General features: G+C 42.6%; 25 protein-coding genes and 1 pseudogene. 21 read left to right on the top strand and 5 right to left on the bottom strand.

The features are described 5' to 3' along the window. A partial coding sequence (locus AB5642_RS16095; RefSeq protein ID WP_368371754.1) for an AI-2E family transporter occupies window positions 1–879 on the top strand: 879 nt, incomplete at its 5' end. 142 nt (window positions 880–1,021) lie between these two features. On the opposite strand, the gene AB5642_RS16090 is transcribed toward AB5642_RS16095, so the two are convergent. Then, window positions 1,022–2,257: an argininosuccinate synthase gene (locus AB5642_RS16090; RefSeq protein ID WP_118579752.1), complete on the bottom strand. Its 1,236-nt coding sequence runs from the start codon at window positions 2,255–2,257 to the stop codon at window positions 1,022–1,024. 446 nt (window positions 2,258–2,703) lie between these two features. On the opposite strand from AB5642_RS16090, the gene argC reads away from it, so the two are divergent. From argC to AB5642_RS16070, 4 genes are all read left to right on the top strand, one after another. Next, window positions 2,704–3,744 carry an N-acetyl-gamma-glutamyl-phosphate reductase gene (argC, locus tag AB5642_RS16085; protein ID WP_215661477.1) on the top strand — a complete coding sequence of 347 codons (1,041 nt, stop codon included), beginning with the start codon at window positions 2,704–2,706 and terminating at the stop codon, window positions 3,742–3,744. A 99-nt stretch (window positions 3,745–3,843) separates the two neighbouring features. Further along, window positions 3,844–5,067, top strand: a complete 1,224-nt coding sequence (gene argJ / locus AB5642_RS16080) for a bifunctional glutamate N-acetyltransferase/amino-acid acetyltransferase ArgJ (protein ID WP_148461743.1) — start codon at window positions 3,844–3,846, stop codon at window positions 5,065–5,067. 109 nt (window positions 5,068–5,176) lie between these two features. Next, entirely contained in the window at window positions 5,177–6,073 is an 897-nt protein-coding gene (gene argB, locus AB5642_RS16075) for an acetylglutamate kinase (RefSeq protein ID WP_118579746.1), read from the top strand. Then, window positions 6,060–7,250 carry an aspartate aminotransferase family protein gene (locus AB5642_RS16070; RefSeq protein WP_118579743.1) on the top strand — a complete coding sequence of 397 codons (1,191 nt, stop codon included), beginning with the start codon at window positions 6,060–6,062 and terminating at the stop codon, window positions 7,248–7,250. The genes argB and AB5642_RS16070 overlap by 14 nt, the downstream gene beginning before the upstream one ends. A gap of 277 nt (window positions 7,251–7,527) precedes the next feature. Here the strand turns inward: AB5642_RS16070 and AB5642_RS16065 are convergent, their stop codons facing one another. Further along, complete coding sequence (locus AB5642_RS16065; RefSeq protein WP_118579740.1) at window positions 7,528–7,857, bottom strand: DUF1292 domain-containing protein; 330 nt, start codon at window positions 7,855–7,857, stop codon at window positions 7,528–7,530. 341 nt (window positions 7,858–8,198) lie between these two features. On the opposite strand from AB5642_RS16065, the gene AB5642_RS16060 reads away from it, so the two are divergent. Continuing rightward, a complete protein-coding gene (locus tag AB5642_RS16060; protein WP_330382771.1) occupies window positions 8,199–8,408 on the top strand; it encodes a helix-turn-helix transcriptional regulator in 210 nt (69 codons plus the stop codon). Continuing rightward, window positions 8,401–9,204, top strand: a complete 804-nt coding sequence (locus AB5642_RS16055; protein WP_173716155.1) for a DUF3169 family protein — start codon at window positions 8,401–8,403, stop codon at window positions 9,202–9,204. Before AB5642_RS16060 ends, AB5642_RS16055 begins: the two co-directional genes overlap by 8 nt. On the opposite strand, the gene AB5642_RS16050 is transcribed toward AB5642_RS16055, so the two are convergent. Beyond that, window positions 9,173–9,454 carry a DUF6783 domain-containing protein gene (locus AB5642_RS16050; protein ID WP_306467762.1) on the bottom strand — a complete coding sequence of 94 codons (282 nt, stop codon included), beginning with the start codon at window positions 9,452–9,454 and terminating at the stop codon, window positions 9,173–9,175. The two genes, AB5642_RS16055 and AB5642_RS16050, sit on opposite strands and share 32 nt — an antisense overlap. Here AB5642_RS16050 and AB5642_RS16045 point away from each other — a divergent pair. The 8 genes from AB5642_RS16045 (at window position 9,374) to holA (ending at window position 17,605) form a co-directional block, all read left to right on the top strand. After that, window positions 9,374–9,547 carry a DUF6783 domain-containing protein gene (locus AB5642_RS16045; protein WP_308768404.1) on the top strand — a complete coding sequence of 58 codons (174 nt, stop codon included), beginning with the start codon at window positions 9,374–9,376 and terminating at the stop codon, window positions 9,545–9,547. The two genes, AB5642_RS16050 and AB5642_RS16045, sit on opposite strands and share 81 nt — an antisense overlap. After that, complete coding sequence (locus tag AB5642_RS16040; protein WP_118579731.1) at window positions 9,529–9,963, top strand: DMT family transporter; 435 nt, start codon at window positions 9,529–9,531, stop codon at window positions 9,961–9,963. The genes AB5642_RS16045 and AB5642_RS16040 overlap by 19 nt, the downstream gene beginning before the upstream one ends. 126 nt (window positions 9,964–10,089) lie before the next feature. Then, window positions 10,090–10,926 (top strand): helix-hairpin-helix domain-containing protein, encoded by an 837-nt coding sequence (locus AB5642_RS16035; RefSeq protein ID WP_195982895.1) that lies wholly within the window; start codon window positions 10,090–10,092, stop codon window positions 10,924–10,926. A gap of 13 nt (window positions 10,927–10,939) precedes the next feature. Beyond that, window positions 10,940–11,629 carry a response regulator transcription factor gene (locus tag AB5642_RS16030; protein ID WP_173734913.1) on the top strand — a complete coding sequence of 230 codons (690 nt, stop codon included), beginning with the start codon at window positions 10,940–10,942 and terminating at the stop codon, window positions 11,627–11,629. Window positions 11,630–11,632: 3 nt separating this feature from the next. Next, on the top strand, window positions 11,633–13,060 hold the full coding sequence (locus tag AB5642_RS16025) for a cell wall metabolism sensor histidine kinase WalK (protein ID WP_195392024.1): 1,428 nt from the start codon (window positions 11,633–11,635) through the stop codon (window positions 13,058–13,060). Window positions 13,061–13,070: 10 nt separating this feature from the next. Further along, window positions 13,071–14,009 carry a GerMN domain-containing protein gene (locus tag AB5642_RS16020; protein WP_173716154.1) on the top strand — a complete coding sequence of 313 codons (939 nt, stop codon included), beginning with the start codon at window positions 13,071–13,073 and terminating at the stop codon, window positions 14,007–14,009. A 61-nt stretch (window positions 14,010–14,070) separates the two neighbouring features. Then, window positions 14,071–16,449 (top strand): ComEC/Rec2 family competence protein, encoded by a 2,379-nt coding sequence (locus AB5642_RS16015; protein ID WP_195392025.1) that lies wholly within the window; start codon window positions 14,071–14,073, stop codon window positions 16,447–16,449. Between the two features lie 169 nt (window positions 16,450–16,618). Continuing rightward, window positions 16,619–17,605 (top strand): DNA polymerase III subunit delta, encoded by a 987-nt coding sequence (holA, locus tag AB5642_RS16010; RefSeq protein ID WP_195392026.1) that lies wholly within the window; start codon window positions 16,619–16,621, stop codon window positions 17,603–17,605. Between the two features lie 144 nt (window positions 17,606–17,749). Here the strand turns inward: holA and rpsT are convergent, their stop codons facing one another. Then, window positions 17,750–18,013 carry a 30S ribosomal protein S20 gene (gene rpsT / locus AB5642_RS16005; protein ID WP_330382769.1) on the bottom strand — a complete coding sequence of 88 codons (264 nt, stop codon included), beginning with the start codon at window positions 18,011–18,013 and terminating at the stop codon, window positions 17,750–17,752. 323 nt (window positions 18,014–18,336) lie between these two features. Here rpsT and gpr point away from each other — a divergent pair, with 323 nt between their 5' ends. Continuing rightward, the gene (gene gpr / locus AB5642_RS16000; protein WP_118579888.1) at window positions 18,337–19,248 is read left to right on the top strand and encodes a GPR endopeptidase; all 912 of its coding nucleotides are present in this window, start codon (window positions 18,337–18,339) and stop codon (window positions 19,246–19,248) included. Here the strand turns inward: gpr and AB5642_RS15995 are convergent. After that, window positions 19,202–19,414, bottom strand: a pseudogene (locus AB5642_RS15995) (DUF6783 domain-containing protein). The gene gpr and the pseudogene AB5642_RS15995 sit on opposite strands and share 47 nt — an antisense overlap. A 118-nt stretch (window positions 19,415–19,532) precedes the next feature. On the opposite strand from AB5642_RS15995, the gene AB5642_RS15990 reads away from it, so the two are divergent. From AB5642_RS15990 to uvrA, 5 genes are all read left to right on the top strand, one after another. After that, complete coding sequence (locus tag AB5642_RS15990; RefSeq protein WP_368371753.1) at window positions 19,533–20,780, top strand: stage II sporulation protein P; 1,248 nt, start codon at window positions 19,533–19,535, stop codon at window positions 20,778–20,780. 147 nt (window positions 20,781–20,927) lie between these two features. Further along, window positions 20,928–22,736 (top strand): translation elongation factor 4, encoded by a 1,809-nt coding sequence (gene lepA, locus AB5642_RS15985; protein ID WP_330382770.1) that lies wholly within the window; start codon window positions 20,928–20,930, stop codon window positions 22,734–22,736. Between the two features lie 101 nt (window positions 22,737–22,837). Continuing rightward, window positions 22,838–23,269, top strand: a complete 432-nt coding sequence (locus AB5642_RS15980; protein WP_173718896.1) for a hypothetical protein — start codon at window positions 22,838–22,840, stop codon at window positions 23,267–23,269. 56 nt (window positions 23,270–23,325) lie between these two features. Then, window positions 23,326–24,462, top strand: a complete 1,137-nt coding sequence (gene hemW, locus AB5642_RS15975; RefSeq protein WP_173718897.1) for a radical SAM family heme chaperone HemW — start codon at window positions 23,326–23,328, stop codon at window positions 24,460–24,462. Between the two features lie 159 nt (window positions 24,463–24,621). Beyond that, window positions 24,622–26,317, top strand: a 1,696-nt coding sequence (uvrA, locus tag AB5642_RS15970) for an excinuclease ABC subunit UvrA (protein ID WP_368371752.1), incomplete at its 3' end; no start/stop codon positions are given.

The following is a 26,317-nucleotide window of genomic DNA, read 5'->3' as shown; positions in this document are numbered from 1 at the left end:
GTTCTGGTGGTGCTGGCGATTCTCGTTGTAGTACTGATTGTGGCACCGGAGCTTGGAAGAACTCTGGTAAATGTTGTGAAAAAGGTGGAAGAAGATATTCCGTTAGTTCAGAAATGGCTGACAGATACCTTCCAGAGTGATTCTGAAATTGTGAAATGGGCATCTACCATAGAAATTGATCCGCAGAAAATTATTGATTCTATTGTGAGCGTTTTGAGAAGTGGGGCGGACAATCTGGTATCCTCCACTATTACCGTGACTATGGGACTGGTGAGCATGGCTATGAATTTTGCAATTGGTTTTGTGTTTTCCTGTTATGTGCTCCTTCAGAAAGAGAAGCTGGGCAGGCAGGTCCTGAAAGCAGCTTATGCGATCTTACCTGTGAAAACAGTGGAATATCTGGGACATGTTTGTACACTGGCAAGTAAGGTGTTTTCAAGCTTTATTACCGGGCAGTGCATAGAGGCGGTGATCCTGGGAAGCATGTTCTTTGTTTCCATGACGATCGGAAGATTTCCATATGCAATGCTGATCGGAGTGCTGATCAGTTTTACGGCGCTGATTCCTGTGTTTGGCGGAATTATTGGATGCTGGGTGGGATTTTTCCTGATTTTGATGGTAAGTCCTCTGAAAGCTTTGGCATTTCTTATATTGTTCTTGATCCTGCAGCAGATTGAGGGAAATCTGATCTATCCTCACGTAGTTGGAAACTCTGTGGGACTGCCGGCAATCTGGGTACTGGTTGCAGTGACTCTGGGCGGAAATCTTATGGGAATTGTGGGAATGCTGATTTTTATTCCGTTGGTGTCTGTAATTTATACATTGTTTAAGGAATGGGTGTCTGAGAGGCTGGAGCAGAAGAAGGTAAAAATCAGTTGAGAAAATTTTTAATGAGCGCTGGTTGCTAAATAAAATAAGCGCTGGAAAATAATTGGTTTACATAAAACAAAAAAGCTGCAAAAAAACATCTCCGGGAGGATTAAGAACTTCCGGAGATATTTTTTGCTTATTTTTATGAAGATCAGTCGTTGGTCTGTTTCTGACTTTCTACTTCTGCAAGCTTCATTGCACGAACTTTCAGCGGCAGACCGAACAGAGTGATGAATCCGTCTGCATCATGGTGATCGTACATATCACCTGTTGTGAAGGAAGCAAGAGATTCATTGTAAAGGCTGTATGGAGAAGTGGTTCCGGCTTTGATGATGTTGCCTTTATAAAGTTTGAATTTTACTTCACCAGTTACATATTTCTGTGTGGACTCTACGAATGCCTGGATTGCCTCACGAAGTGGTGTGAACCATTTTCCTTCGTAAACAACCTGAGCCAGCTGGCTGCCAAGTTTCTTCTTGGTTTCCAGAGTTTCACGATCAAGGATCAGCTCCTCAAGCTGTTCATGTGCTTCCATAAGGATTGTTCCACCAGGAGTCTCATAAACACCACGGGATTTCATACCTACAACACGGTTCTCAACGATATCGATAATGCCGATTCCGTTCTCGCCGCCAAGCTTGTTCAGTTCTGTGATGATCTCGGAAACTTTCATTGCCTTTCCATTTAAGGTCTTTGGAACACCTGCCTCAAATGTCATGGTGATTTCGGTCTCTTTATCCGGAGCTTTCTCAGGTGTTACGCTGAGTACTAACATATCATCATAGTTTGGAGCCTGCGCCGGATCCTCAAGCTCAAGTCCCTCATGACTGATGTGCCACAGGTTACGGTCACGGCTGTAGCTGTGTTTTGCATCGAATGGAAGGTTGATACCATGAGCCTGGCAGAACGCGATCTCGTCTTCACGGGACTGCATGGTCCAAACGTCTGTCATACGCCATGGAGCAATGATCTTGATGTCTGGTGCAAGAGCTTTGATTCCAAGCTCAAAACGGATCTGGTCATTTCCTTTACCAGTTGCGCCGTGACAGATTGCAACAGCGTTCTCTTTTCTTGCGATCTCAACCAGTTTCTTGGCAATAGCAGGACGTGCCATGGAAGTACCAAGAAGATATTTGTGCTCATATACAGCACCTGCCTCAACACACGGCATAATATAGTTGTCGCAGAAGTCATCTACGATATCCTCAATATATAATTTGGAAGCTCCGGAAAGCTTTGCTCTTTCCTCAAGTCCGTCCAGCTCATTTCCCTGTCCGCAGTTAACGCAGCAGCAGACAACATCATAATCAAATGTTTCTTTCAGCCACGGAATCAATGCTGTGGTATCAAGTCCGCCTGAATATGCAAGTACAACTTTTTCTTTCATAATATTTACCTCTTTTCTTTTATCCCTCTGAAACAGATAGGGTTATAAAGCATATTAAATTTTGAATAAATATTCATCGTGATAACGGCTCTTACGTTCTGTACGTTATTCACAAAGAATAATATACAACAATACTCATAAATATGCAATAGTAAATTTGAAAAAAATTTATAAAAACTTTGCATAAAAATGCATCATATAATAGGTAAATACGCGTTGAAATGCACAAAAAAAGATAGATTGAATGGAAAATAAGGAAAAAATGACTATTGCATAATATGCAAAGAAGATGTATAATTCATTCATCATTGTTTATAAAGCACATGTTACTGTTCACTCCGTTCATAAAACGGACATTGTTGCCAGTGAACAGAGTAACAAGTATGAGTTCTAGAGCCTGTTTGAAAAAGCATGCTTTTGACACCATAATAATGGAGGACACTAAAATGATAAAAGCTGGAATTATTGGAGCAACCGGTTATGCGGGAAATGAAATTGTACGTCTCCTTCTGGGACATAAAAATGTGGAAGTAGCATGGTATGGATCCAGAAGCTACATTGATAAAAAATATGCAGGAATTTATCAGAACTTTTTTAAGCTGGTAGATGCAAAATGTATGGACGATAACATGGAAGCTCTGGCAGATGAGGTTGATGTGATTTTCACTGCAACACCGCAGGGGCTGTGTGCTTCTCTTGTAAATGAGGGAATCCTTTCCAGAGCGAAAGTAATTGATTTAAGTGCAGACTTCCGCATTAAAGATGTGAAGAAATATGAAAAATGGTACGGAATTGAGCACAAATCCCCTCAGTTTATTGATGAAGCTGTGTATGGATTATGTGAGATTAACCGCGAGGACATCAAAAAAGCCCGCCTGATCGCGAATCCAGGATGCTATCCAACTTGTTCTACACTTTCTATTTACCCATTGTTAAAAGCCGGAATGATTGATCCGAACACGATTATTATTGATGCTAAATCCGGAACAACGGGTGCTGGAAGAGGGGCTAAGGTTGATAATCTTTATTGTGAAGTAAATGAAAATATCAAGGCTTACGGTGTTGCCACACACAGACATACACCAGAGATCGAAGACCAGTTAGGATATGCCTGCGGACAGGAAGTGACCATTAATTTTACCCCGCATCTTGTTCCAATGAACAGAGGCATTTTGGTTACAGCATACGCTTCCCTGACAAAGGATGTGACCTACGAAGAAGTAAAAGCTGCTTATGATGCATGCTATGAGAATGAGACATTTGTGAGGGTTCTGGATAAGGATGTGTGTCCGCAGACAAAGTGGGTAGAGGGCAGTAATTACGTGGATGTGAACTTCAAGATCGATCCGAGAACCCACAGAATCATCATGATGGGAGCTATTGACAACCTGGTAAAAGGTGCTGCCGGACAGGCAGTTCAGAATATGAATCTGATATTTGGATTTGATGAAGCGGAAGGATTATTACAGGTTCCGATGTATCCGTAAAAGTGAAATTGGAGACAGGCTCCGGGCATGGTTCAGGACTGAGTTACATCGAAAAATAAACATATAATTTGCCTGATTGGGCAAAGGAGGAGTATCAATATGGAAATAATTACAGGTGGTGTTACCGCAGCAAAGGGTTTCAAAGCAGCAGCAGCAGCGGCAGAAATTAAATACAAAGGCCGTACAGATATGGCCATGGTTTACAGTGAAGTTCCATGTGTTGCAGCTGGCACTTTTACAACAAATGTGGTGAAGGCAGCTCCGGTAAAATGGGATCAGAATGTGGTCTATAATCACCCATCTGCACAGGCTGTGATCTGCAACAGCGGTATTGCAAATGCATGTACCGGAGCAGAAGGATATGGCTATTGTAAGGCGACTGCTGATGCAGCTTCTGAGATACTTGGAATCCCTGCAGATAGCGTGCTGGTTGCATCTACAGGCGTGATTGGAATGCAGATTCCGATTGACAGAATTGTAAATGGTGTAAAGGCTATGGCTCCGAAGCTTGACGGTTCTTTAGAGGCCGGAACAGAGGCAGCCAAGGCTATCATGACTACAGATACCGTAAAAAAAGAGGTTGCTGTACAGATCGAAATTGGTGGAAAAACAGTAACAGTTGGCGGTATGTGCAAGGGATCCGGAATGATCCATCCTAATATGTGTACCATGCTTGGATTTGTCACAACAGATGCTGCAATTTCCAAGGAAATGCTTCAAAAAGCACTAAGTGCAAATATTAAAGATACCTTTAATATGGTTTCTGTAGATGGCGATACTTCCACAAATGACACTGTTCTGCTCCTTGCAAACGGCATGGCAGGCAACCCTGAGATCACAGAAGAGGGTGCTGATTTTGATAAATTTATGGAGGCTTTGAATTATATTAATACCTGTTTATCAAAGAAAATTGCAGGTGACGGAGAGGGTGCGACTGCACTTTTTGAAGTGAAAATTGTGGGCGCTAAGACAAAAGAAGATGCAGTTACGCTTAGCAAATCCGTAGTAACTTCTTCTCTTACAAAGGCTGCAATTTATGGTCACGATGCAAACTGGGGACGGATTTTGTGCGCTATGGGATACTCTGGAGTGCAGTTTGATCCGGAAAAAGTTGACCTGTATTTTGAGAGCCGCGCAGGAAAATTAAAGATTATTGAGAACGGTGTTTCAACAGGATATGATGAAGCAGAGGCAACCAGAATCCTGTCTGAGGATGAGGTAACAGCTATTGCAGATGTGAAGATGGGTGACGCAAAAGCAACTGCATGGGGCTGTGATCTTACTTATGATTATGTGAAAATTAATGCAGATTATCGTTCTTGATATTAAAGCTTGAGAGTGTGTAAATTAGATGCCAGAGGAAGACTGAAAGGCATGCAGTTGTAGGACTTTTGTAACATAAAGATATAGGAAAGAAAGGTTAAGAGAAAAAATGGTAAATCAGAAATATCTTGATAAGGCAGAGGTACTGATTGAGGCGCTTCCTTACATACAGCGTTTTAACCGTAAAATTGTTGTAATAAAGTATGGCGGAAGTGCTATGCTGGATGAAAAATTGAAGGCGAATGTAATTAAGGATGCAGTTCTCCTGAAACTGGTTGGATTTAAGCCAATTATCGTACATGGTGGCGGCAAGGAAATCAGCAAATGGGTTGGAAAAGTAGGCATGGAGGCTAAGTTTATCAATGGTCTTCGGGTAACAGATTCCCAGACAATGGAAATAGCAGAAATGGTCCTTGCCAAAGTAAACAAAGAACTTGTTTCCCATGTGGAATCTCTTGGCGTACAGGCTGTTGGTATCAGTGGAAAAGACGGTGGATTGCTGAAATGTAAGAAGAAATATTCCAATGGAGAGGATATTGGATTTGTAGGGGATATTACAGAAGTAAACCCGAAAATTCTTTATGATCTGCTGGAAAAAGATTTTCTTCCGATTGTTTTTCCAATCGGATTTGATGATAATTATGACAGCTATAACATTAATGCAGATGATGCAGCCTGCGCAATTGCAGAGGCTGTACATGCAGAGAAGCTTGCATTTCTTTCTGATATTGAGGGAGTTTATAGGGATAAAGATGATCCGTCATCTCTGATTTCTGAGCTTCATATTCAGGATGCCAGAAAACTGATCGAGGATGGATATGTTGGCGGCGGAATGATTCCGAAGCTGAATAACTGTATTGAAGCAATTGAGCATGGTGTTAACCGGGTTCATATTCTTGATGGAAGAATTCCTCATAGTTTACTGTTGGAAATCTTTACAAACAAAGGTATCGGAACTGCTATTTTAAGAGAGGATGGAGAGAAATATTACCATGAACATGAATAATCAGATGGAAGAAGCGGAGTCCAGTATTCTTCATACATATAATCGTTTTCCTGTTGTTTTTGAACGTGGAGAGGGTGTGCACCTTTTTGATTCTGAAGGCTCCAAATATCTGGATTTTGCAGCAGGAATTGCTGTAAATTCGCTTGGATATCATTATCCTGGATATGATGAAGCGCTGAAAGAACAGATTGATAAGCTGACTCATATTTCTAATTTGTATTACAATGAGCCAATTATCGAAGCTGGCGCAAAGCTGGTAAATGCAAGCCGCATGGACAAGGCTTTCTTTACAAACAGTGGTACAGAGGCTATTGAAGGTGCATTAAAGGCTGCGAAAAAGTATGCTTATGAACGTGACGGACATGCAGATCATGAGATCATTGCCATGAATCATTCTTTCCATGGCAGATCTATTGGAGCACTTTCTGTCACTGGAAATGCACATTACCGTGAGCCTTTTGAGCCGCTCATGGGTGGTGTGAAATTTGCTGATTTCAATGATCTTGAGAGTGTAAAAGCCCAGGTTACAGATAAAACATGTGCAATTATTATGGAGACTGTACAGGGAGAAGGCGGTATTTATCCAGCGGAAAGAGAGTTTCTGGAGGGCGTTCGCGCACTGTGTGATGAGAAAGATATTCTCCTTATTCTGGATGAAATCCAGTGCGGAATGGGACGTTCCGGATATTATTTTGCATGGCAGGCATACGGTGTACAGCCGGATATTATGACCTGTGCAAAAGCGCTTGGATGCGGTGTTCCTGTTGGTGCATTTGTGTTGAGTAAGAAGGTTGCACAGGCTTCTTTGAAGCCGGGAGACCATGGTACAACTTATGGCGGAAATCCGTTTGTATGTGCGGCTGTAAGCAAGGTTTTTGACATTTATGAGAAGGATATGATCCTTACTCATGTACAGGAATTAACCCCATATCTTGAAAAAAAACTGGATGAACTTGTGGAAAAACATGAGTGTGCTGCAGCAAGAAGAGGTATGGGATTCATGCAGGGAATCGTCATTGCAGGACGACCTGTAGGAGAGATTGTTAAGAAGGCTCTGGAGAAGAAACTGCTGGTTATTTCTGCAGGAAGCGACGTGCTTCGTATTGTGCCTCCGCTTGTGATTACCAAGGCGGATATCGATGAAATGGCGGAGATTTTGGATGAATGTCTGGCGTAAATCAGAGCTGGAGTTTTGGTGAAAAAACAGGTGAAAATTAAAAAAGATTCACTAAAAAAGCAGTGTAGGTTGATTTTAAGCTATAAATGAGAATAAAATGACAGAAAAAAGGTACTTTGAAATGGTTTCAGGTACCTTTTTTCTATTGCTCAAGATTCTGTTTTAAAAAATTATTCCGACAATCGCCCATAAATCCTGACATACATCTTGTCAAAAGTTGGGGGATGGAACTTTTTACACTGTATAGAGTACAGCTGCTTAAAAGCTTTTTGTGAATTTACTCTTCTGCGAAGTCGAATTCGTCTTTAAATTTCTCTTTGAAAATGTCAAAAACAGCGGTGAGAATGTCATCGTCATCAACGAAAACATAGCTCTCGTTTTCTTCATTTCCGTCGTCCTCAACCTGAAGAATCAGTACTTCTTCATCTTCGTTCTCGTCCTCACCTTCCACGTCCTCTACAGGTGGGAGAAGAACTGCGTAGCGCTTTCCTTCATACTCAACAAGATCCAGGAACTCAAAATCCATGTCTTCCCCGTTTTCGTCGGTGAGGGTGATGATCTCGATTTCCTCTTCTGCTGGGGTACCAATGTTCTTTTCGTCTGCCATTGTGATTCTCCTTTCAAGTTGACATGCCAGCCCGGCTGTCATATTTGTTGAAAATATTATATCAATTGTGAGAGCTGTTGAATAGATGGAAAATATAGAAAATTTCGAAAATATTTTTGCATAATGTCAGAAGAAAGACTGGAAAAGCGGTTTTCAGTAGAGATATAACAGGATTGCAAGGTTGTTTTGGGAAAATATAAAAAACCTGTTGACAAGTAAAGTTGTCAATGATATTATGCAAATACAAGGAATGACAAATAAACTTGTCATAATGACAATGAAATAAGTCATTTCAAAAAAATGAATACACTACGAATGAGAAAGGAGCCTTTGAAATGGCGCTGGAGAATCGATTGAAGGAATATCGTGCCAGGCTTGGAATCAATCAGGCGGACATGGGGAAACTGGCTGGTGTGTCCAGACAGACGATCAGCCTGATTGAGAGGGGAGACTATTCACCTTCAGTGACGCTGGCTTTGAAGCTGGCGAAGATCTGTCAGGTGACAGTGGAAGATATTTTTACTTATACGGAGGATGGAGAAGATGAATAAGGGAAAATCTAAGAAGAAAATGAATTCCTATTTAAAAATGGTACTGATTATGCTGGCTGGTGGTGTTGTTGGAGGAATTTTTGGCTTTGTTACATCATACACTGGGGAGAATTCTATAGCAGCTATTGGGCATGGGATGAATGCATTTCTTTTGGCTGTACGTGATCATACAGTGCTGCTGGAATGTATCTGCGGTGCGATCTGTATTATGATCTGTGAGATCCATTTTGGAAAGATGAAGAGAATGGGAAGCCAGATACAGGATGCAGAGGATGAAGAATATCATGAATTGCAGTATCATATTGAAGTGTCCTCCAGCTGGGGGATGATTGCGAGTACAGTGGGAACTGTTCTTATGATGCTGCTTATTTCACCAGGATACTCTATGAAATATATTGAGAGCCAGAGTGACGGTGAGATATGGATGTTCTTAGCAGGACTGGTTGTGTTTGTGGGAATGGTTGGATATTTTGGTATGTGGCAGATTCGCTATATAAAGCTGGTTCAGAGAATTTATCCGGATAAGAAAGGTGATCCTACTTCTATAAACTTTCAGGAGCAGTGGCTTGCAAGCTGTGACGAAGCAGAGAAGGAAGAAATTTACGAAGCAAGCTATAAGACTTATCTGCTGACTGGAAAGGTACTTCCTTTTTGCACATTGGTAGCCATGCTGCTTCATATGGTATGGAATACGGGCGTTCTTGCTATTATCATTCCTGCTTTTCTCTGGATCTTATCGGCGTCTAATTACTGCCGGTGCTGCGTTACGAAAAAAAGCGAAAAACTTGCGAAGTGAATGAATCTTTGAAAAATACATATAATACTATTATGGAGGTGCCTGCTGCAAGTGCACCTCCTTTTCTTCCCGGGAAAGGGAGTATCCTTTTGGAGGCTGTCAGAACATCGATTGGCTTAGAGCGTGTTTGAAAAATCATTCCTGCAATCTGCATGCCCCACTTTGCGGTATATTTCACTCGAATTCGGTTGCCGTAGCCCGCTACGGCGCCCTCATCCGGGCGAAATCTCCCACAAATTGTGACGCACATCTTGCAGAAAGCCTTTTTCAAACACGCTCTAGAGAAAGAATCTGGAAGTATAGGATAGTTTATGGAGGTATTGTATGTGGGGATTTCTTGTAGCGTTGATATCTGGTGCATTGATGAGTATTCAGGGCGTTTTTAACACAGAGATGACTAAGCAGACCAGCTTGTGGGTATCCACCGGCTGGGTACAGTTTTCTGCGTTTCTGGTCTGCGTGTTGGCGTGGATTTTTACCGGGAGGGACAGTGTTGGCGCGTTGTGGCAGGTGGAGAATAAATATACTTTACTTGGCGGTATTATCGGAGCATTTATTACAATAACTGTCATTCAAAGCATGGGAAGTTTAGGTCCTGCAAAGGCTGCTATGCTGATTGTAATTTCCCAGCTGGCAGTTGCCTATATAATTGAATTATTTGGTCTGTTTGGTGTAGAAAAAGTGGATTTTCAGTGGCGAAAACTGATCGGCATGGCTGTGGCGATTGTAGGAATTGTCATATTTAAATGGGAGAAATAAGGCAAATAGATAAAAGACTGATAAAATTTAGAAATGGTATTGTAAAAAATGTAAAGTTTCGTTAAAATAGATTAGGTAAAGCATGAGTGGAGGGGAACCTGCGCATAAAGCGAAAGGGGAACCTGCATGGGAAGAAAAATAAAATACAGATGTGGAATCTGGATAGTTTTGTTCTTTCTCTGGACGGCGTCTGCAATGACAGGTTGCGCACGTCGGGAAGAGGTTTTTCTGGAAGAGATGGATTCAGATGAAGAGAACTCGAATAGAAAAGCAGGAGAAGAGAGCACTGCGTATGAGAATAACGTGGCGGCAGGGGAAAATCCCGAAAAACAGTCTGTTGTTTCAGATGCTGGATCAGAGGGGAATACAGAAAATTCAGCTTTGGATTTGCCACTAGAAACGCCAATTCCACAGAAAATATTCGTTGATGTATGCGGAGCCGTTGTAAATCCAGGCGTTTATGAGCTGGATGAAGGAGCACGTATTTTCCAGGCTGTTGATGCAGCAGGAGGATATTTGCCAGAGGCAGCCATAAATTATCTGAACAGAGCCAGAAGTATTGGAGATGGGCAGCAGATTTATGTGCCTACTGAGAAAGAAGTGGCTGAGAACCTGGAACTTGCTATGGCGAAAGTGCCAGAGGCATTGAACGATGGTGACAATTCTGGGAATTTAGGGTTGGAAGAAATTCAAGGCAGCTCAGTGGAAAATCCATCGGGAACTGTTGGAAGAGATACAGGAAGTTTCGGAGATGGCGTAGGCGATGATACACGAATTAATCTGAATACTGCAGATGCCGGACAGCTTTCCACTTTAAGCGGAATCGGGCAGTCAAAGGCAGAAGCCATTGTTGCATACAGAGAGGAGCATGGAGACTTTGCTTCTATCGAAGAGATTATGAATGTAGAAGGTATCAAAGAGGGTACCTTTTCAAAGATAAAAGACAAGATATCAACTGGATAAGGGAGATTCTTAAATGAGCAGGAAAGTTTTGGTAGTAGATGATGAGAAACTGATAGTAAAGGGTATCCGTTTCAGTCTGGAACAGGATGGAATGGATGTGGATTGTGCCTACGATGGCGAAGAAGCCCTGGAGATGGCCAAAGAGAAGAAATATGACATTATTCTTCTGGATCTTATGCTTCCCAAGATGGATGGCTTTGAAGTATGCCAGCAGATCAGGGAATTTTCAAATGTTCCTATTGTAATGCTTACAGCGAAAGGTGAGGATATGGATAAGATCCTCGGCCTTGAGTATGGCGCGGACGACTATATCACCAAACCATTTAATATTCTTGAGGTAAAGGCAAGAATCAAGGCCATTATGCGCCGTGCAGGCAGCAATCAGGAAGAAAAAGACAAGGCGAAGACAATAGAGGCTGGTGACCTGAAGATGGATTGTGAGAGCCGTCGCGTGTTTATTTCTGGTAAGGAAATCAATCTGACTGCCAAAGAATTTGATGTGCTGGAACTTCTGGTGTTTAATCCCAATAAAGTGTACAGCCGTGAGAACCTGCTGAATATTGTATGGGGATATGAATATCCTGGTGATGTTCGTACAGTGGATGTACATATCCGTCGTTTACGTGAAAAAATTGAGGCGAATCCCAGTGAGCCCAAATATGTACACACCAAATGGGGTGTGGGATATTATTTCCAGGCATAAGCCATGCCAGAGAAAAAGAAACCAAGCTTTTTAAAAAGTCTGCGTTTTCGTATTCTGATCATTCTGGTCATTCTGGGAATCGTACCAAGTGTCATTGTTGCTCATGTGATGGTGGCAGCCTATGAGAGCAAGGCTGTGGCTGTCCGTAAGCAGACTGTTGAGAAGCAGTGTGACATTCTGTGTAACCTGTTAATTAAAGAGAATTATATGAATGACTCCAGCTCGCAGAATGTAAACAGCAAGCTGGAGTTGTTGTCTAATGTGTATGACGGCAGAATTCTGTTAGTTGACAGGGATTACAGGATTATCAAGGATACCTATGGCGTAGATGAGGGAAAAACTTTGATCTCCACTATGGTGATCAAATGCTTCAAAGGTGAGGAAGCCAGCCGCTATAATAGTAAGACACAGAAGATTGAGATGGCTCTCCCTGTGAAAAGCCCGGAGGTGAAGCAGCTTCAGGGTGCTATGCTGATCAGCTTTTCCTCCAATGAAATTGCAGAGAATATTCTGGAGCTGGAACAGAAGAGTCTTCTGATCACAGGAATCATTATTGTGCTGGCGGTCCTTCTTGGATATGTGCTTTCTACGGTTCTTGTAAAGCCGTTTGCCAGAGTTACCAAGTCCATTGAGGATTTGACAGATGGATACCAGAATGAGGAGATTTCTGTCCCGGATTATACAGAGACAGCACTTATTACGGATGCGTTCAACAAAATGCTTTCCAGAATGAAGATTCTGGATGAGTCCAGAAATGAGTTTGTTTCCAATGTGTCCCATGAGCTGAAGACACCGCTTACCTCCATGAAGGTACTTGCCGATTCACTGGTGGGCCAGGAAGGGGTGCCGGAGGAGCTGTATCAGGAGTTTATGGGCGATATCACTGCAGAGATTGATCGGGAGAATAAGATCATCACAGACCTGCTTTCTCTTGTAAAAATGGATAAGAAAGCAGCTGATCTGAATGTGGAGCACCTGAATATCAATCAGCTTCTGGAGGATATCCTGAAGAGACTCCGTCCAATTGCAGATAAGAGGCACATTGATCTGATTCTGGACAGTTTCCGCCCTGTTGAAGCAGATGTGGATGAGGTAAAGTTTACTCTTGCCGTGAGCAATCTGGTTGAGAATGGTATTAAATACAATGTGGATGATGGCTGGGTTCGTGTAACCCTTGACGCTGACCATAAATATTTCTATGTGAAGGTTGCAGATTCCGGAATGGGCATTCCGGAGGAGTCCATCGGAAGAATTTTTGAACGTTTTTACCGTGTGGACAAATCCCATTCCAAAGAAATTGGCGGCACAGGTCTTGGACTTGCGATTACCAGAAGTGCTGTGACCATGCATCATGGAACTATTCAGGTGGCAAGTAAGGAAGGCGAGGGAACTACCTTTACTGTCCGCATTCCTTTATCATATATTCCGTAGGAGGTGCCAGATGAAGAAATTGTTGAGTACAGCGATGGCTCTGGTTCTGATCATTGGCCTTCTTACCGGATGCTCGGTGGAAAGCCAGGGAGAGAAGACTGAAAGTGTCAGCAATCAGTACTATCTATATTACTTGAACAAAGATGAAACGAAAGTAACAAAGACAAGATATTATCCGGAGCAGGAAAGTGCAGAATTTATGCTCCAGGATTTAATGGGAATCCTGAATGGACAGGAGAGCAGCGGAGAGAACCTGCCTTTGCTTCCAGCAGGAGTTCAGCTGGTGACTTACCGCTTAAATGAATCCCTTCTGGAATTGGAGTTTAATGCTGATTACAGTAATATTTCCCGAACCAGGGAGATTCTGGTGCGCGCAGGTGTGGCAAGAACTTTTCTTCAGATTCCAGGAATCACCGGCATAAAGATTTTTATAGGAAATCAGGAGCTTACCGATTCCAAGGGACAGGCTGTAGGCTTGCTTGACGGCAACACTTTTGTAGAAATGTGGGGCTCTGATAAAGATGCGTATCGGTATGATACTTTTACTCTGTATTTTACAGACAAGACAGGAGAGCATCTTGTGGCAGAACAGAGAAATGTATATTATAAGAGAATTCTGCCAAGAGAGAGAGTAATACTGGAACAGCTTGCCAAAGGACCGATGGTGAAAGGGCATTATCCAACAATTCCGCAGAATACGGATATTCTGGGAATAGAGGTGTCTGATAATGTGTGCTATGTGGATTTTAGTTCCGCTTTTTCAGATTCAGGAATTGATATCCCGGTGAACACCATGATCTATTCCGTGGTAAATTCTCTTCTGGATACGACATCTGCTGATAAAGTGCAAATTTCAATCGAAGGTGATACAGAGGCTAAGTTAAGTGATGGAACATCTTTGTACAGTCTTTTCAGTAAAAATACAGATCTGATCCTGAAAGAGAATTAGAGCGTGTTTGAAAAAATCAATCAATAACGCTTATAAAATGAAATACTAAAGGAGTTTATAAATGACGAAAAGACCGCTTTGCATGGTGTGTCTGGTCTTGATGCTCCTTATGTGTGTGGCCGACCGGGCAGGATTTCCACTGATCAGAGGAAATCCTGTTCCGGAAAATGTGGACTCCTGGATCCGGGAACATCCCAAGGTCACAATCTGCGGAGAAGTGACACAGACCACAGAAAATGAATTTTCACAATCTGTTTATCTTAGCAATACATATCTGATTTATCAACCAAAGAAGAATCAATCAAAGGAAAATCAACCGAAGAAAATATCTATTGAAAATGTAAAAGTATTTTTAAAGAAAAAAGAAGATGTTCCGGCAGGAACTGTTGTTTTGGTGTCTGGAAATCTGGAGAGAGTAGGTGAGATGCGAAATCCAGGAGAATTTGATGCCAGACAGTATTATGCCAGCCAGCATATTTTCTATTTTATGAAAAAGGCGGAATTGTTAAAAAAATCGGAAAATTATTCTGCTTATCGACAAGGTATGAATGATCTAAGGAAATATCTCAGTAAAGTTCTGAATGGAATTGGTGGAAAAGAAGCTGGGGTTTTTCAGGCAATTGTTCTCGGGGATAAAAGCAGTCTGGATGAGGAAGTAAAGCTTCGCTACCAGATGGCTGGTATTGTGCATGTTCTGGCAATTTCGGGGCTGCATATCAGTGTGATTGGGATGGGAATTTATAATCTTCTGATGAAGACTGGAATGGGAATCTGGCCGTCTGGGATAATTGCCCTGTTGATTTTGCTTCAATACGGCGTGATGACTGGTGGAAGTGTGTCTACTATGCGTGCAGTCTGTATGTTTTTGATATCTGTAGGGGCGAAAATAACCGGAAGGATTTATGATCTGCCAACGGCGCTGGCTGTTTCGGCTATGTTAATTCTTGGAGATTCAGGAGCATATTTATATAACAGTGGGTTCCTTTTGTCATTTAGCGCGGTAGCAGGAGCTGGCGTAGTGGTTCCTGCATTAACAAAGAGTATGGATTTATCCCGTATTGAAAAAGGGGAAAATGTGCGGAGAAAAAAGAGTGCATGGAAAAGACATGCTGGAAAAAAGTTTAAAAATATTTGCTGTATGATTTTAGGAAAACATACAGGGCAAATATATGAAAAATTTGCCGGAGGTTTTTGCAAAGCAAATCTGGCTTTAGGCGCATCTATAGGAATACAGCTGACCATGCTTCCTGTTTCCTTATATTTTTTCGGAGAAGTTTCACTGGTTGGAATTTTTTTAAATTTGCTGGTGCTTCCTACAGTAGGAATTGTTCTGGGAAGCGGAATTACTGGATTGCTTGCAGGGTGTGTAAGCTTTTCCGTTGGGCGTGTTGTGATTTTGCCTGGAAAGGTTCTTGCTGGAATTTATGAAGAGTTATGTAAACTATCTGGGAATCTGCCTTTTGGCATCTGGATCACAGGACAACCAAAGCTGTGGCAGGTGGCTGTATATTATATTTTGTTTGCAGGAGCAGTCTGGATACTTACACAGAAAGGGAAGAGGGAGAGAAAAATAATTGCTTTCGTAGTTGTATGCCTGGCCATGTCTATTCTTATATGGCGTGATCCGGAACCATTTTCTGTCAGCTGTCTGGATGTGGGACAGGGCGACGGGCTTGTGCTGCGGACGCCGGAAGGGAATTGCTTTCTGGTGGATGGTGGAAGCACAAACAAATCAGGTGTGGGACAATATCAGGTTTTACCGTATCTGAAGAATCAGGGGATTTCTCAGATTGATGGAATTTTTATATCTCATACAGATCAGGATCATATCAGTGGTGTACAGGAAATATTGGAGATGGCTGTAAAAAAATTGAATTCAGTAAAATTGGGATGCTTGTATCTGCCTGAGTGGGAAAATCCTCCTGCTGCATGGGAAAAACTGAAACAGACAGCAAAAGCGGCCGGAATTCCAGTGAGAACCCTGAAGGAAGGAGACTGCCTAAATGCAGGTAAATTGCAATTGCAGATAATTGCTCCTGCTGTCAGCGCTTCTGGCGCAGACGTAAATGAAGATGGTATGGTGATTAAAGTAAAATATGAGGAGTTTCTTGGCCTTTTGACAGGTGATATCGGGGAAGAAACGGAAAAGAAATTGCTGGAATTGGGAATGTTGGAAGATGTGGACTTTTTGAAGGTGGGACACCATGGCTCCCATTACTCTACCTGTCAACAGTTTCTTGATACAGTGCGCCCGGAATATGCTGTGATTTCCTGCTCTTCTACCAATACCTATGGCCACCCGTCACCGGAAATTACGAAACGCCTGGAAGAAACCGGGTGCCAGACCAGTTTTACTATGGAGAGCGGTGCTGTGAAAGTTTGCTGGGAGAAAGAGGGGATAAGGATTAAGAAATTTTTGGAAAAGGGAAATAGTATGTAGAGCGAAAAAGGCACTTTTATAAAGACACAATTTGTGGTATGGTTTAGTAGAATGTCGAGTACAGCTCTATCACCCTGGCTGAAAGAGTCTGGGGGGCTACTGGTCAGATCGTGAATAGTAACCTTTGGGGAATGTCCTGACCGACAAGAAGATGACAGGAGCGTATATTTTGAAGAATATCCAGGAAGATATAAAGACGGGCAATTTTAAACAGGCGTATTTGCTGTATGGTGAGGAAGCTTACCTGAAACAGCAGTATAAACATAAACTGGTGCAGGCGCTGAATCCAGAAGATGACACCATGAATTTTAATCATTATGAGGGTCGGAACATTGATGTGAAGGAACTGATCGACCTTTGTGAGACCATGCCTTTTTTTGCAGACCGTAGGGTGGTTTTGTTGGAAGATACCGGCTTTTTTAAGAATAAATGTGATGAACTGGCTGATTATATGAAAGAACTGCCAGACTATCTTTGCCTTATTTTTGTAGAAAATGAGGTGGATAAAAGAAACCGTATGTATAAAGCCGTAAAGGCAGCAGGTAGAATCGGAGAATTTGTGCAGCAGGATGAGAAAACGCTAATGCGCTGGGCTGCCGGGCTTCTGAAAAAAGAAGGCAAGATGATCACCCAGCGGGATATGGAACTCCTTCTTACCATGACTGGCGTGGACATGGGAAACCTGCGGATGGAACTGGAAAAGATAATTTCCTATACCGGTGACCGGGATGTGGTAACGGGAGAGGATATTCAGCAGGTTTGTACCACTCAGACCCAGAATAAGATTTTTGATATGGTCCGGGCAGTAACGGAGAAAAATCAGAAGAGAGCACTGGATCTGTATTATGATCTTCTCACGCTGAAGGAGCCCCCGATGAGAATCCTTTTTCTTTTGGCGAAACAGTTTCGCCAGCTGCTTCTGGTAAAAGAATATGCAAAAGAAGGAATCCCTCAGCCGGTGATGGCATCAAGACTGGGAGTGCCGTCTTTTGTGGTGAAAAATATTGCAGTCTGTGCAAAATCCTATAGAATCAGTGAACTTCGTCAGGCAGTGACGGATTTTGTGGATGCAGAGGAAGCTGTGAAGACAGGCAGATTGCAGGATGTGCTTAGTGTGGAATTACTGATCGTGAAGTATAGTTCAGCCAGAAGATGACGTTTTGGTGCAGGCTATGATGTTTGCAAAAATAGGCAGTGGGCTGAACAGGAATGCAAAAAAATACAGAAAAAAGGCAGTCGATGACGGTTCGACTGCCTTAATTTTCACTTATAAGCTTATAACTAAAAATTCAGATATCTATTAGCCAATGCTGTTAACGGCTTTGGATAAACGGGAAACTTTTCTTGCGCAGTTGTTTTTGTGATAAACACCTTTGGAAGTTGCTTTGCTGATTGTAGAGATAGCCTCTTTTAATGCAACCTCTGCTGCTGCCTTATCGTTGTTTGCTACTGCCGCGTCAACTTTTCTGATGGAAGTCTTAACAGCAGAACGGATGGATTTGTTTCTCGCAGCTTTTGTTCTGTTAACTAAAATTCTCTTTTTTGCAGATTTGATGTTAGCCAATTCGTACACCTCCAATTCGTGAATGATGATTAATTTTTTGCACCATAAGAACAGACACGGGCGTTCCTATGAACATGCTTATATAGTTTATAATAATTACCTTGGATTGTCAATACATATTTTTACAAAAATGCTTGACATACATATTTTTACAAAAATGCTTGACATACATATTTTTGCAAAAAAGTGGGGAGATTATATAAAAATCGAAAGGTGTGGCTGTGAAAGGTATGAATTGCAATGAGAAATACATTTTGCACATAGAAAACAGCAGGGCGGAGCCGGTGATATGGGAGAATTTGGGAAAGTATGGAGGAACTGATATGCTGGGAACTTATAAGATCAGAACCGATTTGGCGGTAGAGGCAAGAGAACGCTTTACAGAGGACAATGTAGAAGTGCGCGGGGTGGAGGTTCAGGAAGATTATAATGAGGAAAAAGACATTCGAACCACTGTGGTGAAAATAACCACGGAAAATGGTGCCAGGGCGATGGGGAGACCTCAGGGGACATATATTACAATTGAATCGGAAGGGCTTTCAGCGCCAGATGAGGACTATCACAGGGAAGTGTCTGAAGAACTTTCCAGACATTTACGCCAGCTGATCGGTCTGGAAAAGGAAAAGTCCGTGCTTATTGTTGGGCTTGGAAATCCGGGTATTACGGCGGATTCATTGGGACCGGAAGTAATTGGGAATCTTCATATGACACGCCATCTGATCCGCGAGTATGGACTGAAAAGTACAGAAAAGCAGATTCTTCATGCAATCAGCGGAATTGTTCCAGGAGTAATGGGGCAGACTGGAATGGAAACTTCGGAAATCGTGGAGGGCGTGGTGGAAATAACACGGCCAGATGTAGTGATCGCTGTGGATGCTCTTGCCGCAAGAAATACCAGGCGCCTTAATCGGACCATTCAAATCACGGATACAGGAATTACTCCGGGATCAGGAGTGGGAAACCACAGAAATGGTCTTACAGAAGAAAATCTGAATGTAAAAGTGATTGGGATCGGAGTGCCTACGGTGGTGGATGCGGCGACTATTGTTCATGATTCTATGGCTCATTTGCTTGAGACACTGGACGAGGCCGAACAGAAAGAATTTTTGGAAGAAATGATTTCCCCACATCTTCATGGAATGTTTGTGACGCCGAAAGATGTGGACGAGACCATAAAATATCTGAGTTTTACGATTTCAGAAGGATTAAATATGACTTTTGCAGAGATCTATTAGAGCGTGTTTGAAAAAGGCTTTCTGCAAGATGTGCGTCACAATTTGTGGGAGATTTTGCCTAGATGAGGGCATCGTAGCGGGCTACGGCAATCGAATTCGGGTGAAATCTCCAGCAAAGTGGGCGTGCAGATTGCGGGAATGATTTTTCAAACACGCTCTGGCGCATGAAGCTGATGTAAAGGTGGTGAGCTGTGGAAAAATACTGAAAATATGGAAAGTTAGCCTAAAAAAAGAAACATACGGAGGAAAAATCTGTCATAGGATAACCTTAAAGAGGTGATTTCGTGACAAAAGTCCAGAAGGTTTTCTGCGTGTTTCTTTGTCTGTGTTTTTTTGCGGTTCTGGCTATGCTGCCAGGACCTTTTTCCATGCGGGAAATTGTGCATAATGTGTACAGGCAGTTTCCGTTCTATTATTTTACAGAGGAAAAAGCACAGGAAACCTGGATGGAAATGGATGGGGAAACTCTGGCTGAGATTGAGAAGAGAAATGGAGCATATTTAGAAGAAGTTGCAGAGAATGAGCGTAATTTGCGAGAGGAAAATGCAAAGAAATCCAAGGAAGCCAATCTGGAAAAAAACAGCAGTGTTTCTGAGGAAAGTAAAAAAATAAATAATACAGATAAAATAGAAAATAAAGATAACTCTGAGATGTCAGAAATCATAGAAAATAGTGAAAATCACTTAAAGTCAGAAACTCAGCCTGCAAATACCCTTCCTCAGTCTAACATCGTTCTCCCGCATCCAATTCTGGATCTGTCCAGAGACAAGCTGTCGGATTACGATTATCTAATGAACAATTTTTACATTGTAGATGAGAACACAGATGCATCTGCCGTAAAAATAAATGCTGCTGAATTTCTGGCAGAGGATTTTTCCTTGAGTCATGGACCGTTGGAGCCGCAGATTCTAATTTATCACAGTCACTCCCAGGAAACGTTTTCCGATTCCAGGAAAGGAGAAGAGGAAGATACGATTGTGGGTGTTGGAAATTATCTGACCAGTTTGCTGTCAGAAAAATATGGTTATCAGGTGATCCATATAAAAGAAGCTTTTGATATGATGAGCGGAGAACTGGATCGGAATAAGGCCTATAATTATGCTTGTGATTACGTAGAAAAGGTTTTGGAAGAAAATCCGTCTGTGGAGGTGGTTATTGATCTGCACAGAGATGGCATCGATGAAGACAGACGGCTGGTAACTGAAATAAACGGAAAAGATACTGCGCAGATTCTTTTTTATAATGGCCTTAGCTACACGAATGCCCAGGGGAAGGTTTCTTATTTGCCCAATCCTTACATACAGGACAATCTTGCTTTTTCTTTTCAGCTGGAATATCAGGCGGCGTTGTATTATCCTGATTTTTACAGAGGGATTTACCTGGCGGGCTTGCGCTACAATCTTCATTTACGAAAAAGAGCCCTGCTTCTGGAAGCCGGTGCCCAGACAAATACGGTGCAGGAAGTAAAAAACGCCATGGAACCCTTTGCAGACATTTTGAACAGAGTGTTAAAGGGCTGCGGAACAGGATAAAAATAATATAATTTATCCCGTCAAGAACGTTACTGTGAACGGAGTGAACAGGAACCATATAAAAGGAAGTGACAAACAGATTTAATCTGTGCTATAATCTCTTGATAGAATAAACAGTATAGCATAACCAGAGGAGGAATGTCTGGAATGACAGACCAGAGTAAAATTCGAAATTTTTGTATTATTGCACATATTGACCACGGTAAATCTACACTGGCCGACAGAATTATAGAGATGACAGGACTTTTGACTGAGAGGGAAATGCAGGCCCAGGTTCTGGATAATATGGAACTGGAGAGAGAACGTGGAATTACCATCAAATCCCAGGCTGTCCGCACGGTATATCATGGAAAAGATGGAGAAGAGTATATTTTCAATCTGATCGATACACCTGGACATGTGGATTTTAACTATGAAGTTTCACGAAGCCTTGCAGCCTGCGACGGTGCCATCCTTGTAGTTGACGCTGCACAGGGAATTGAAGCGCAGACGCTGGCAAATGTTTATATGGCACTGGATCATGATCTTGAGGTTATTCCAGTAATCAATAAGGTTGATCTTCCAAGTGCAGAGCCAGAGCGTGTTATCAATGAAATTGAGGATGTGATTGGACTTGAAGCCCAGGACGCACCGCAGATTTCTGCAAAAACAGGTCTGAATGTAGATCAGGTTCTGGAGCAGGTAGTGGCTAAGATCCCGGCACCTGCAGGAAATCCGGATGCACCGCTGAAGGCGCTTATTTTTGACTCCATTTATGATTCTTATAAGGGTGCCATTGTTTTCTGCCGAATGGTAGATGGAAAAGTCCGCAAAGGCACAACCATCCGTATGATGGCCACTGGATTTGTGGCAGAAGTTGTGGAAGTTGGGTATTTTGGAGCTGGGCAGTTTATTCCATGTGAGGAACTGACAGCTGGAATGGTAGGTTATATTACCGCCAGCATTAAGAACGTAAGAGACACTCGTGTTGGTGATACTATTACGGACAATAACCGTCCATGTGAGGAGGCTTTGCCTGGATATAAGAAAGTAAATCCAATGGTTTACTGCGGCCTTTATCCGGCTGACGGAGCGAAATACGGGGATCTTCGTGATGCTTTGGAGAAACTGCAGTTAAATGACGCCTCTTTATTCTATGAGCCGGAGACATCTGTTGCTCTTGGATTTGGTTTCCGCTGCGGATTTCTTGGATTGCTTCATCTGGAAATCATTCAGGAACGTCTGGAACGTGAATATGACCTGGATCTTGTTACTACAGCTCCAAGCGTTATTTACAAAGTACACAAGACAAACGGCGAAGTGATTGATCTGACAAATCCGACCAATCTTCCAGATCCATCTGAGATCGAATATATGGAAGAGCCAATCGTGAATGCTGAGATTATGGTAACTACAGAATTTATCGGTGCCATTATGGATCTTTGCCAGGAGCGCCGTGGTCAGTATCTTGGCATGGAATATATGGAAGAGACACGAGCTCTTCTGAAATATAAGCTTCCATTGAATGAGATTATTTACGATTTCTTTGATGCCTTGAAATCTCGTTCCAGAGGATATGCGTCTCTGGATTACGAACTTTGTGGTTATGAGAGAAGTGAGCTTGTGAAACTGGATATTCTGGTAAATAAAGAAGAAGTGGATGCCCTTTCTTTTATTGTGCATGCAGATACTTCTTATGAAAGAGGCCGCAAGATGTGCGAGAAGCTGAAAGATGAGATTCCGCGTCAGCTCTTTGAAATTCCGATCCAGGCCGCAATCGGAAGCAAAATCATTGCCAGAGAGACGGTTAAGGCTATGCGTAAAGATGTTCTTGCCAAGTGCTACGGCGGTGATATTTCTCGTAAGAAGAAACTTCTGGAAAAACAGAAGGAAGGTAAGAAGAGAATGCGCCAGGTTGGAAACGTAGAGATTCCGCAGAAAGCATTTATGAGCGTACTGAAACTGGATGAAAATTAATTGTTGTCAATCCTGTGGTGAAAAGCAATAAATAAAGGTGTCTGAGTGTGACTGATTGACATAAGATATATGCCAGCTGGCATCAGACGCGGAGGTATCCGATGAAAGCTAAGATACGTATTCTGACAAGAAGAATAAAGAGAAGTTATAAAAAAGACAGGGAACAGTGGATCAAGGGCGGGATTTTGACAGTGATCCTGCTGGTGATCGTAATTTTTGCAGGCAGCTGTGCATGTGGGAAGAAAACGGTGAAAGCACCAGACGCAGAGTCGCAGGGCGTAATGAAGATCACGCCGATTCCTACAGCAACACCTACGCCGGTACCTCGCCAGGTAAATAAAGATGCGGTAGCGCAAAGCGGAAGCGTGACTATGGTGAATGAGTATCTGGTTCAAAAAGAAGAGGGAAAGGCTGCAGGCAGCAGTAAGAGCGGCTCTTCAGAAGAGCAGACTGCTGCAGATTCGTCTGACAGCGGCAGTGATGCCACTGGAAATTCAACAGATGAAGAAACTGAGACCGGTAGTGGAGATTAATTTTACAGAAACAGCATTGTAAACAGAAGAAAATAAACAATGTGGAGAAAATCAGAATGGGAACAAAGAAGAATGGTTTGGAATTGTACCTTCACATCCCGTTTTGCATAAAGAAATGTGATTATTGTGACTTCCTGTCAGGTCCCTCTACCAGGGCCGGGCAGGAAGCTTATATTTATGCACTTTTACGGGAAATGGAGACGGTTTCAAAGAATCTGAAAAAACGTCCGGTAGATACAGTTTTCATTGGCGGGGGAACACCTTCTGTGCCGGAATGTGATGTAATGGAAAAGCTTTTACAGGGGCTGAGAGATTATTTTTTGTTTTCGGCGGATGCGGAGGTAACGATTGAAGCAAATCCTGGAACATTGACGCCTGAGAAACTTTCTATTTACAGAAAATACGGAATTAACCGGATCAGCATTGGCTTACAGTCGCCAAACAATAAGGAACTGGCTATGCTTGGAAGAATTCATAATTATGCACAGTTTCTGGAAAGCTTTCAGATGGCAAGAGAGGCTGGCTTTTCCAATATAAATGTGGATCTGATGTTTGCCATTCCGGGACAGTGTTATGAAGGTTGGATAGAGAACCTTCGGATGGTGGCGGCACTTGGCCCGGAGCACATTTCGGCATACAGTCTTATTATTGAAGAGGGCACCCCTTTTTCCAGAAAAAAGCTGGATTTGCCTGATGAAGATACGGAGTACCGCATGTATGAAGATGTTGCTGTAGTTCTGAAAGAGTATGGCTATCATCAGTATGAGATTTCCAACTATGCAAAAGCAGGGTGTGAATGCAGACATAATGAAGGATACTGGCAGAGAAAGGATTATCTGGGGCTTGGGCTTGGAGCGGCTTCCTTATTGGGAAAGGAACGTTTTTCCAATACTTCCGATATGCAGGAATATCTGAAAAACAGCAGTGCACCAGAAAAAATTCAAAAAAACTGGGAACTTCTTACAAGAGAAGATGAGATGGCAGAGTTTATGTTTCTTGGACTTCGTATGACACAGGGCGTGTCCAAAAAGGAATTTCAGGAGTATTTTGGCACTGCAATAGAGAATATATATGGAGAAGTTCTGAAAAAATATAAGAAACAGGGACTGCTGTTGGAAGAAAGCGGCAGGATATTTTTATCAAGAGAAGGCATTCATGTGAGTAATGCAGTGATGGCAGATTTTTTGCTGTAAGTTTTGGTGGAAAAAGAATTTAGAAATGGTTGACGAACAAATGTTCCTGTGATATTCTTGAAGAACACATTAAGAAATGTCTGAGCCGGAGGATTCCGGATCAGATCAGGATACAGGGAGTTACAGCCGGTGCTTTCCGGTTAAGAAATGGAGGAACAGATGGCAGCAGAGAATAAGAAACAGTTTATCAGAATCAGAGGAGCCAATGAGAATAACCTGAAGAATCTCAGTGTGGATATTCCCAGAGATAAGTTTGTAGTTCTTACCGGCTTAAGCGGATCAGGAAAGTCTTCACTGGCATTTGATACGATCTATGCAGAAGGGCAGAGAAGATATATGGAATCTCTGTCTTCCTATGCCAGACAGTTCCTTGGCCAGATGGAGAAGCCAGATGTGGAGAGCATAGAGGGACTTCCACCGGCTATTTCTATTGACCAGAAGTCTACTAACCGCAATCCCAGATCCACAGTAGGAACGGTGACAGAAATTTATGATTATTTCCGTCTTTTATACGCCCGTGTTGGTATTCCACATTGTCCGAAATGCGGCAAGGTGATCGCCAAGCAGACAGTAGACCAGATGGTGGATCAGATTATGGAATTGGCGGAGCGCACCAGGATCCAGCTTCTTGCACCGGTAGTACGAGGACGCAAGGGTACCCATGCGAAATTACTGGATCAGGCCAGACGCAGCGGTTATGTACGTGCGGAAATCGATGGAAATGTGTATGAACTTTCTGAGGAGATTACCCTGGATAAGAATATTAAACATACGATTGCCATTATTGTAGACCGTCTGATCGTGAAGCCTGGAATTGAGAAAAGACTTACAGATTCTCTTGAGACAGTATTGAATCTGGCTGACGGATTGGCTGTGGTGGATACAATGGACGGAAATTATATGAATTTCAGCCAGAGCTTTTCCTGTCCGGATTGTGGAGTCAGTATTGATGAGATCGAGCCAAGAAGTTTTTCATTTAATAACCCATTTGGGGCCTGCCCGGAGTGTCTTGGCCTTGGTTATAAGATGGAATTTGACCCGGATCTTATGATCCCGGATAAGTCTCTGAGCATTTCTGAAGGGGCTATTGTAGTGATGGGCTGGCAGTCTTGCACAGATAAGAGCAGTTTTACCAATGCTATTCTGAATGCCCTTTGCAGGGAATACGGTTTTGATCTGGATACACCTTTTAAAGATTATCCCAAGAAGATACAGGATATTATTCTATACGGCACAGGCGGACATTCTGTGAAGGTTTATTATAAGGGACAGCGCGGAGAGGGTGTTTATGATGTGGCTTTTCCAGGCCTTATAAGGAATGTGGAACAGCGCTATAAAGAGACTGGCTCTGAATCTATGAAACAGGAATACGAGAGCTTTATGCAGATCACTCCATGTAAAGCATGTAAGGGTCAGCGACTGAAGAAGGAGTCACTTGCGGTTACGGTAGCGGATAAGAATATTTATGAAATTACCAATATGTCCATTGATAAGCTGAAGAGATTTCTGGCAGAAATGCAGCTGTCTCCGCAGCAGCAGCTTATTGGAAAGCAGATACTAAAGGAGATCAGAGCCAGAGTGGGGTTCCTGGCAGATGTAGGTCTGGAGTACCTTTCCCTGGCACGTGCCACTGGTACTCTGTCTGGCGGAGAGGCACAGAGAATCCGTCTTGCTACCCAGATCGGTTCCGGCCTTGTCGGGGTTGCCTATATTCTGGATGAGCCAAGTATTGGTCTGCATCAGAGGGATAATGATAAACTTCTTGGTGCTTTGATGCACTTAAGAGACCTGGGAAACAGTCTTATAGTGGTTGAACATGATGAGGATACCATGCGCGCAGCGGACTGTATTGTAG

The sequence above is a fragment of the Ruminococcus sp. 1001136sp1_2201st1_G3_2201SCRN_220225 genome (genome assembly GCF_040924365.1).
Lineage (GTDB): Bacteria > Bacillota > Clostridia > Lachnospirales > Lachnospiraceae > Blautia_A > Blautia_A faecis.
This window is presented reverse-complemented; position numbering and strand designations above follow the sequence as displayed.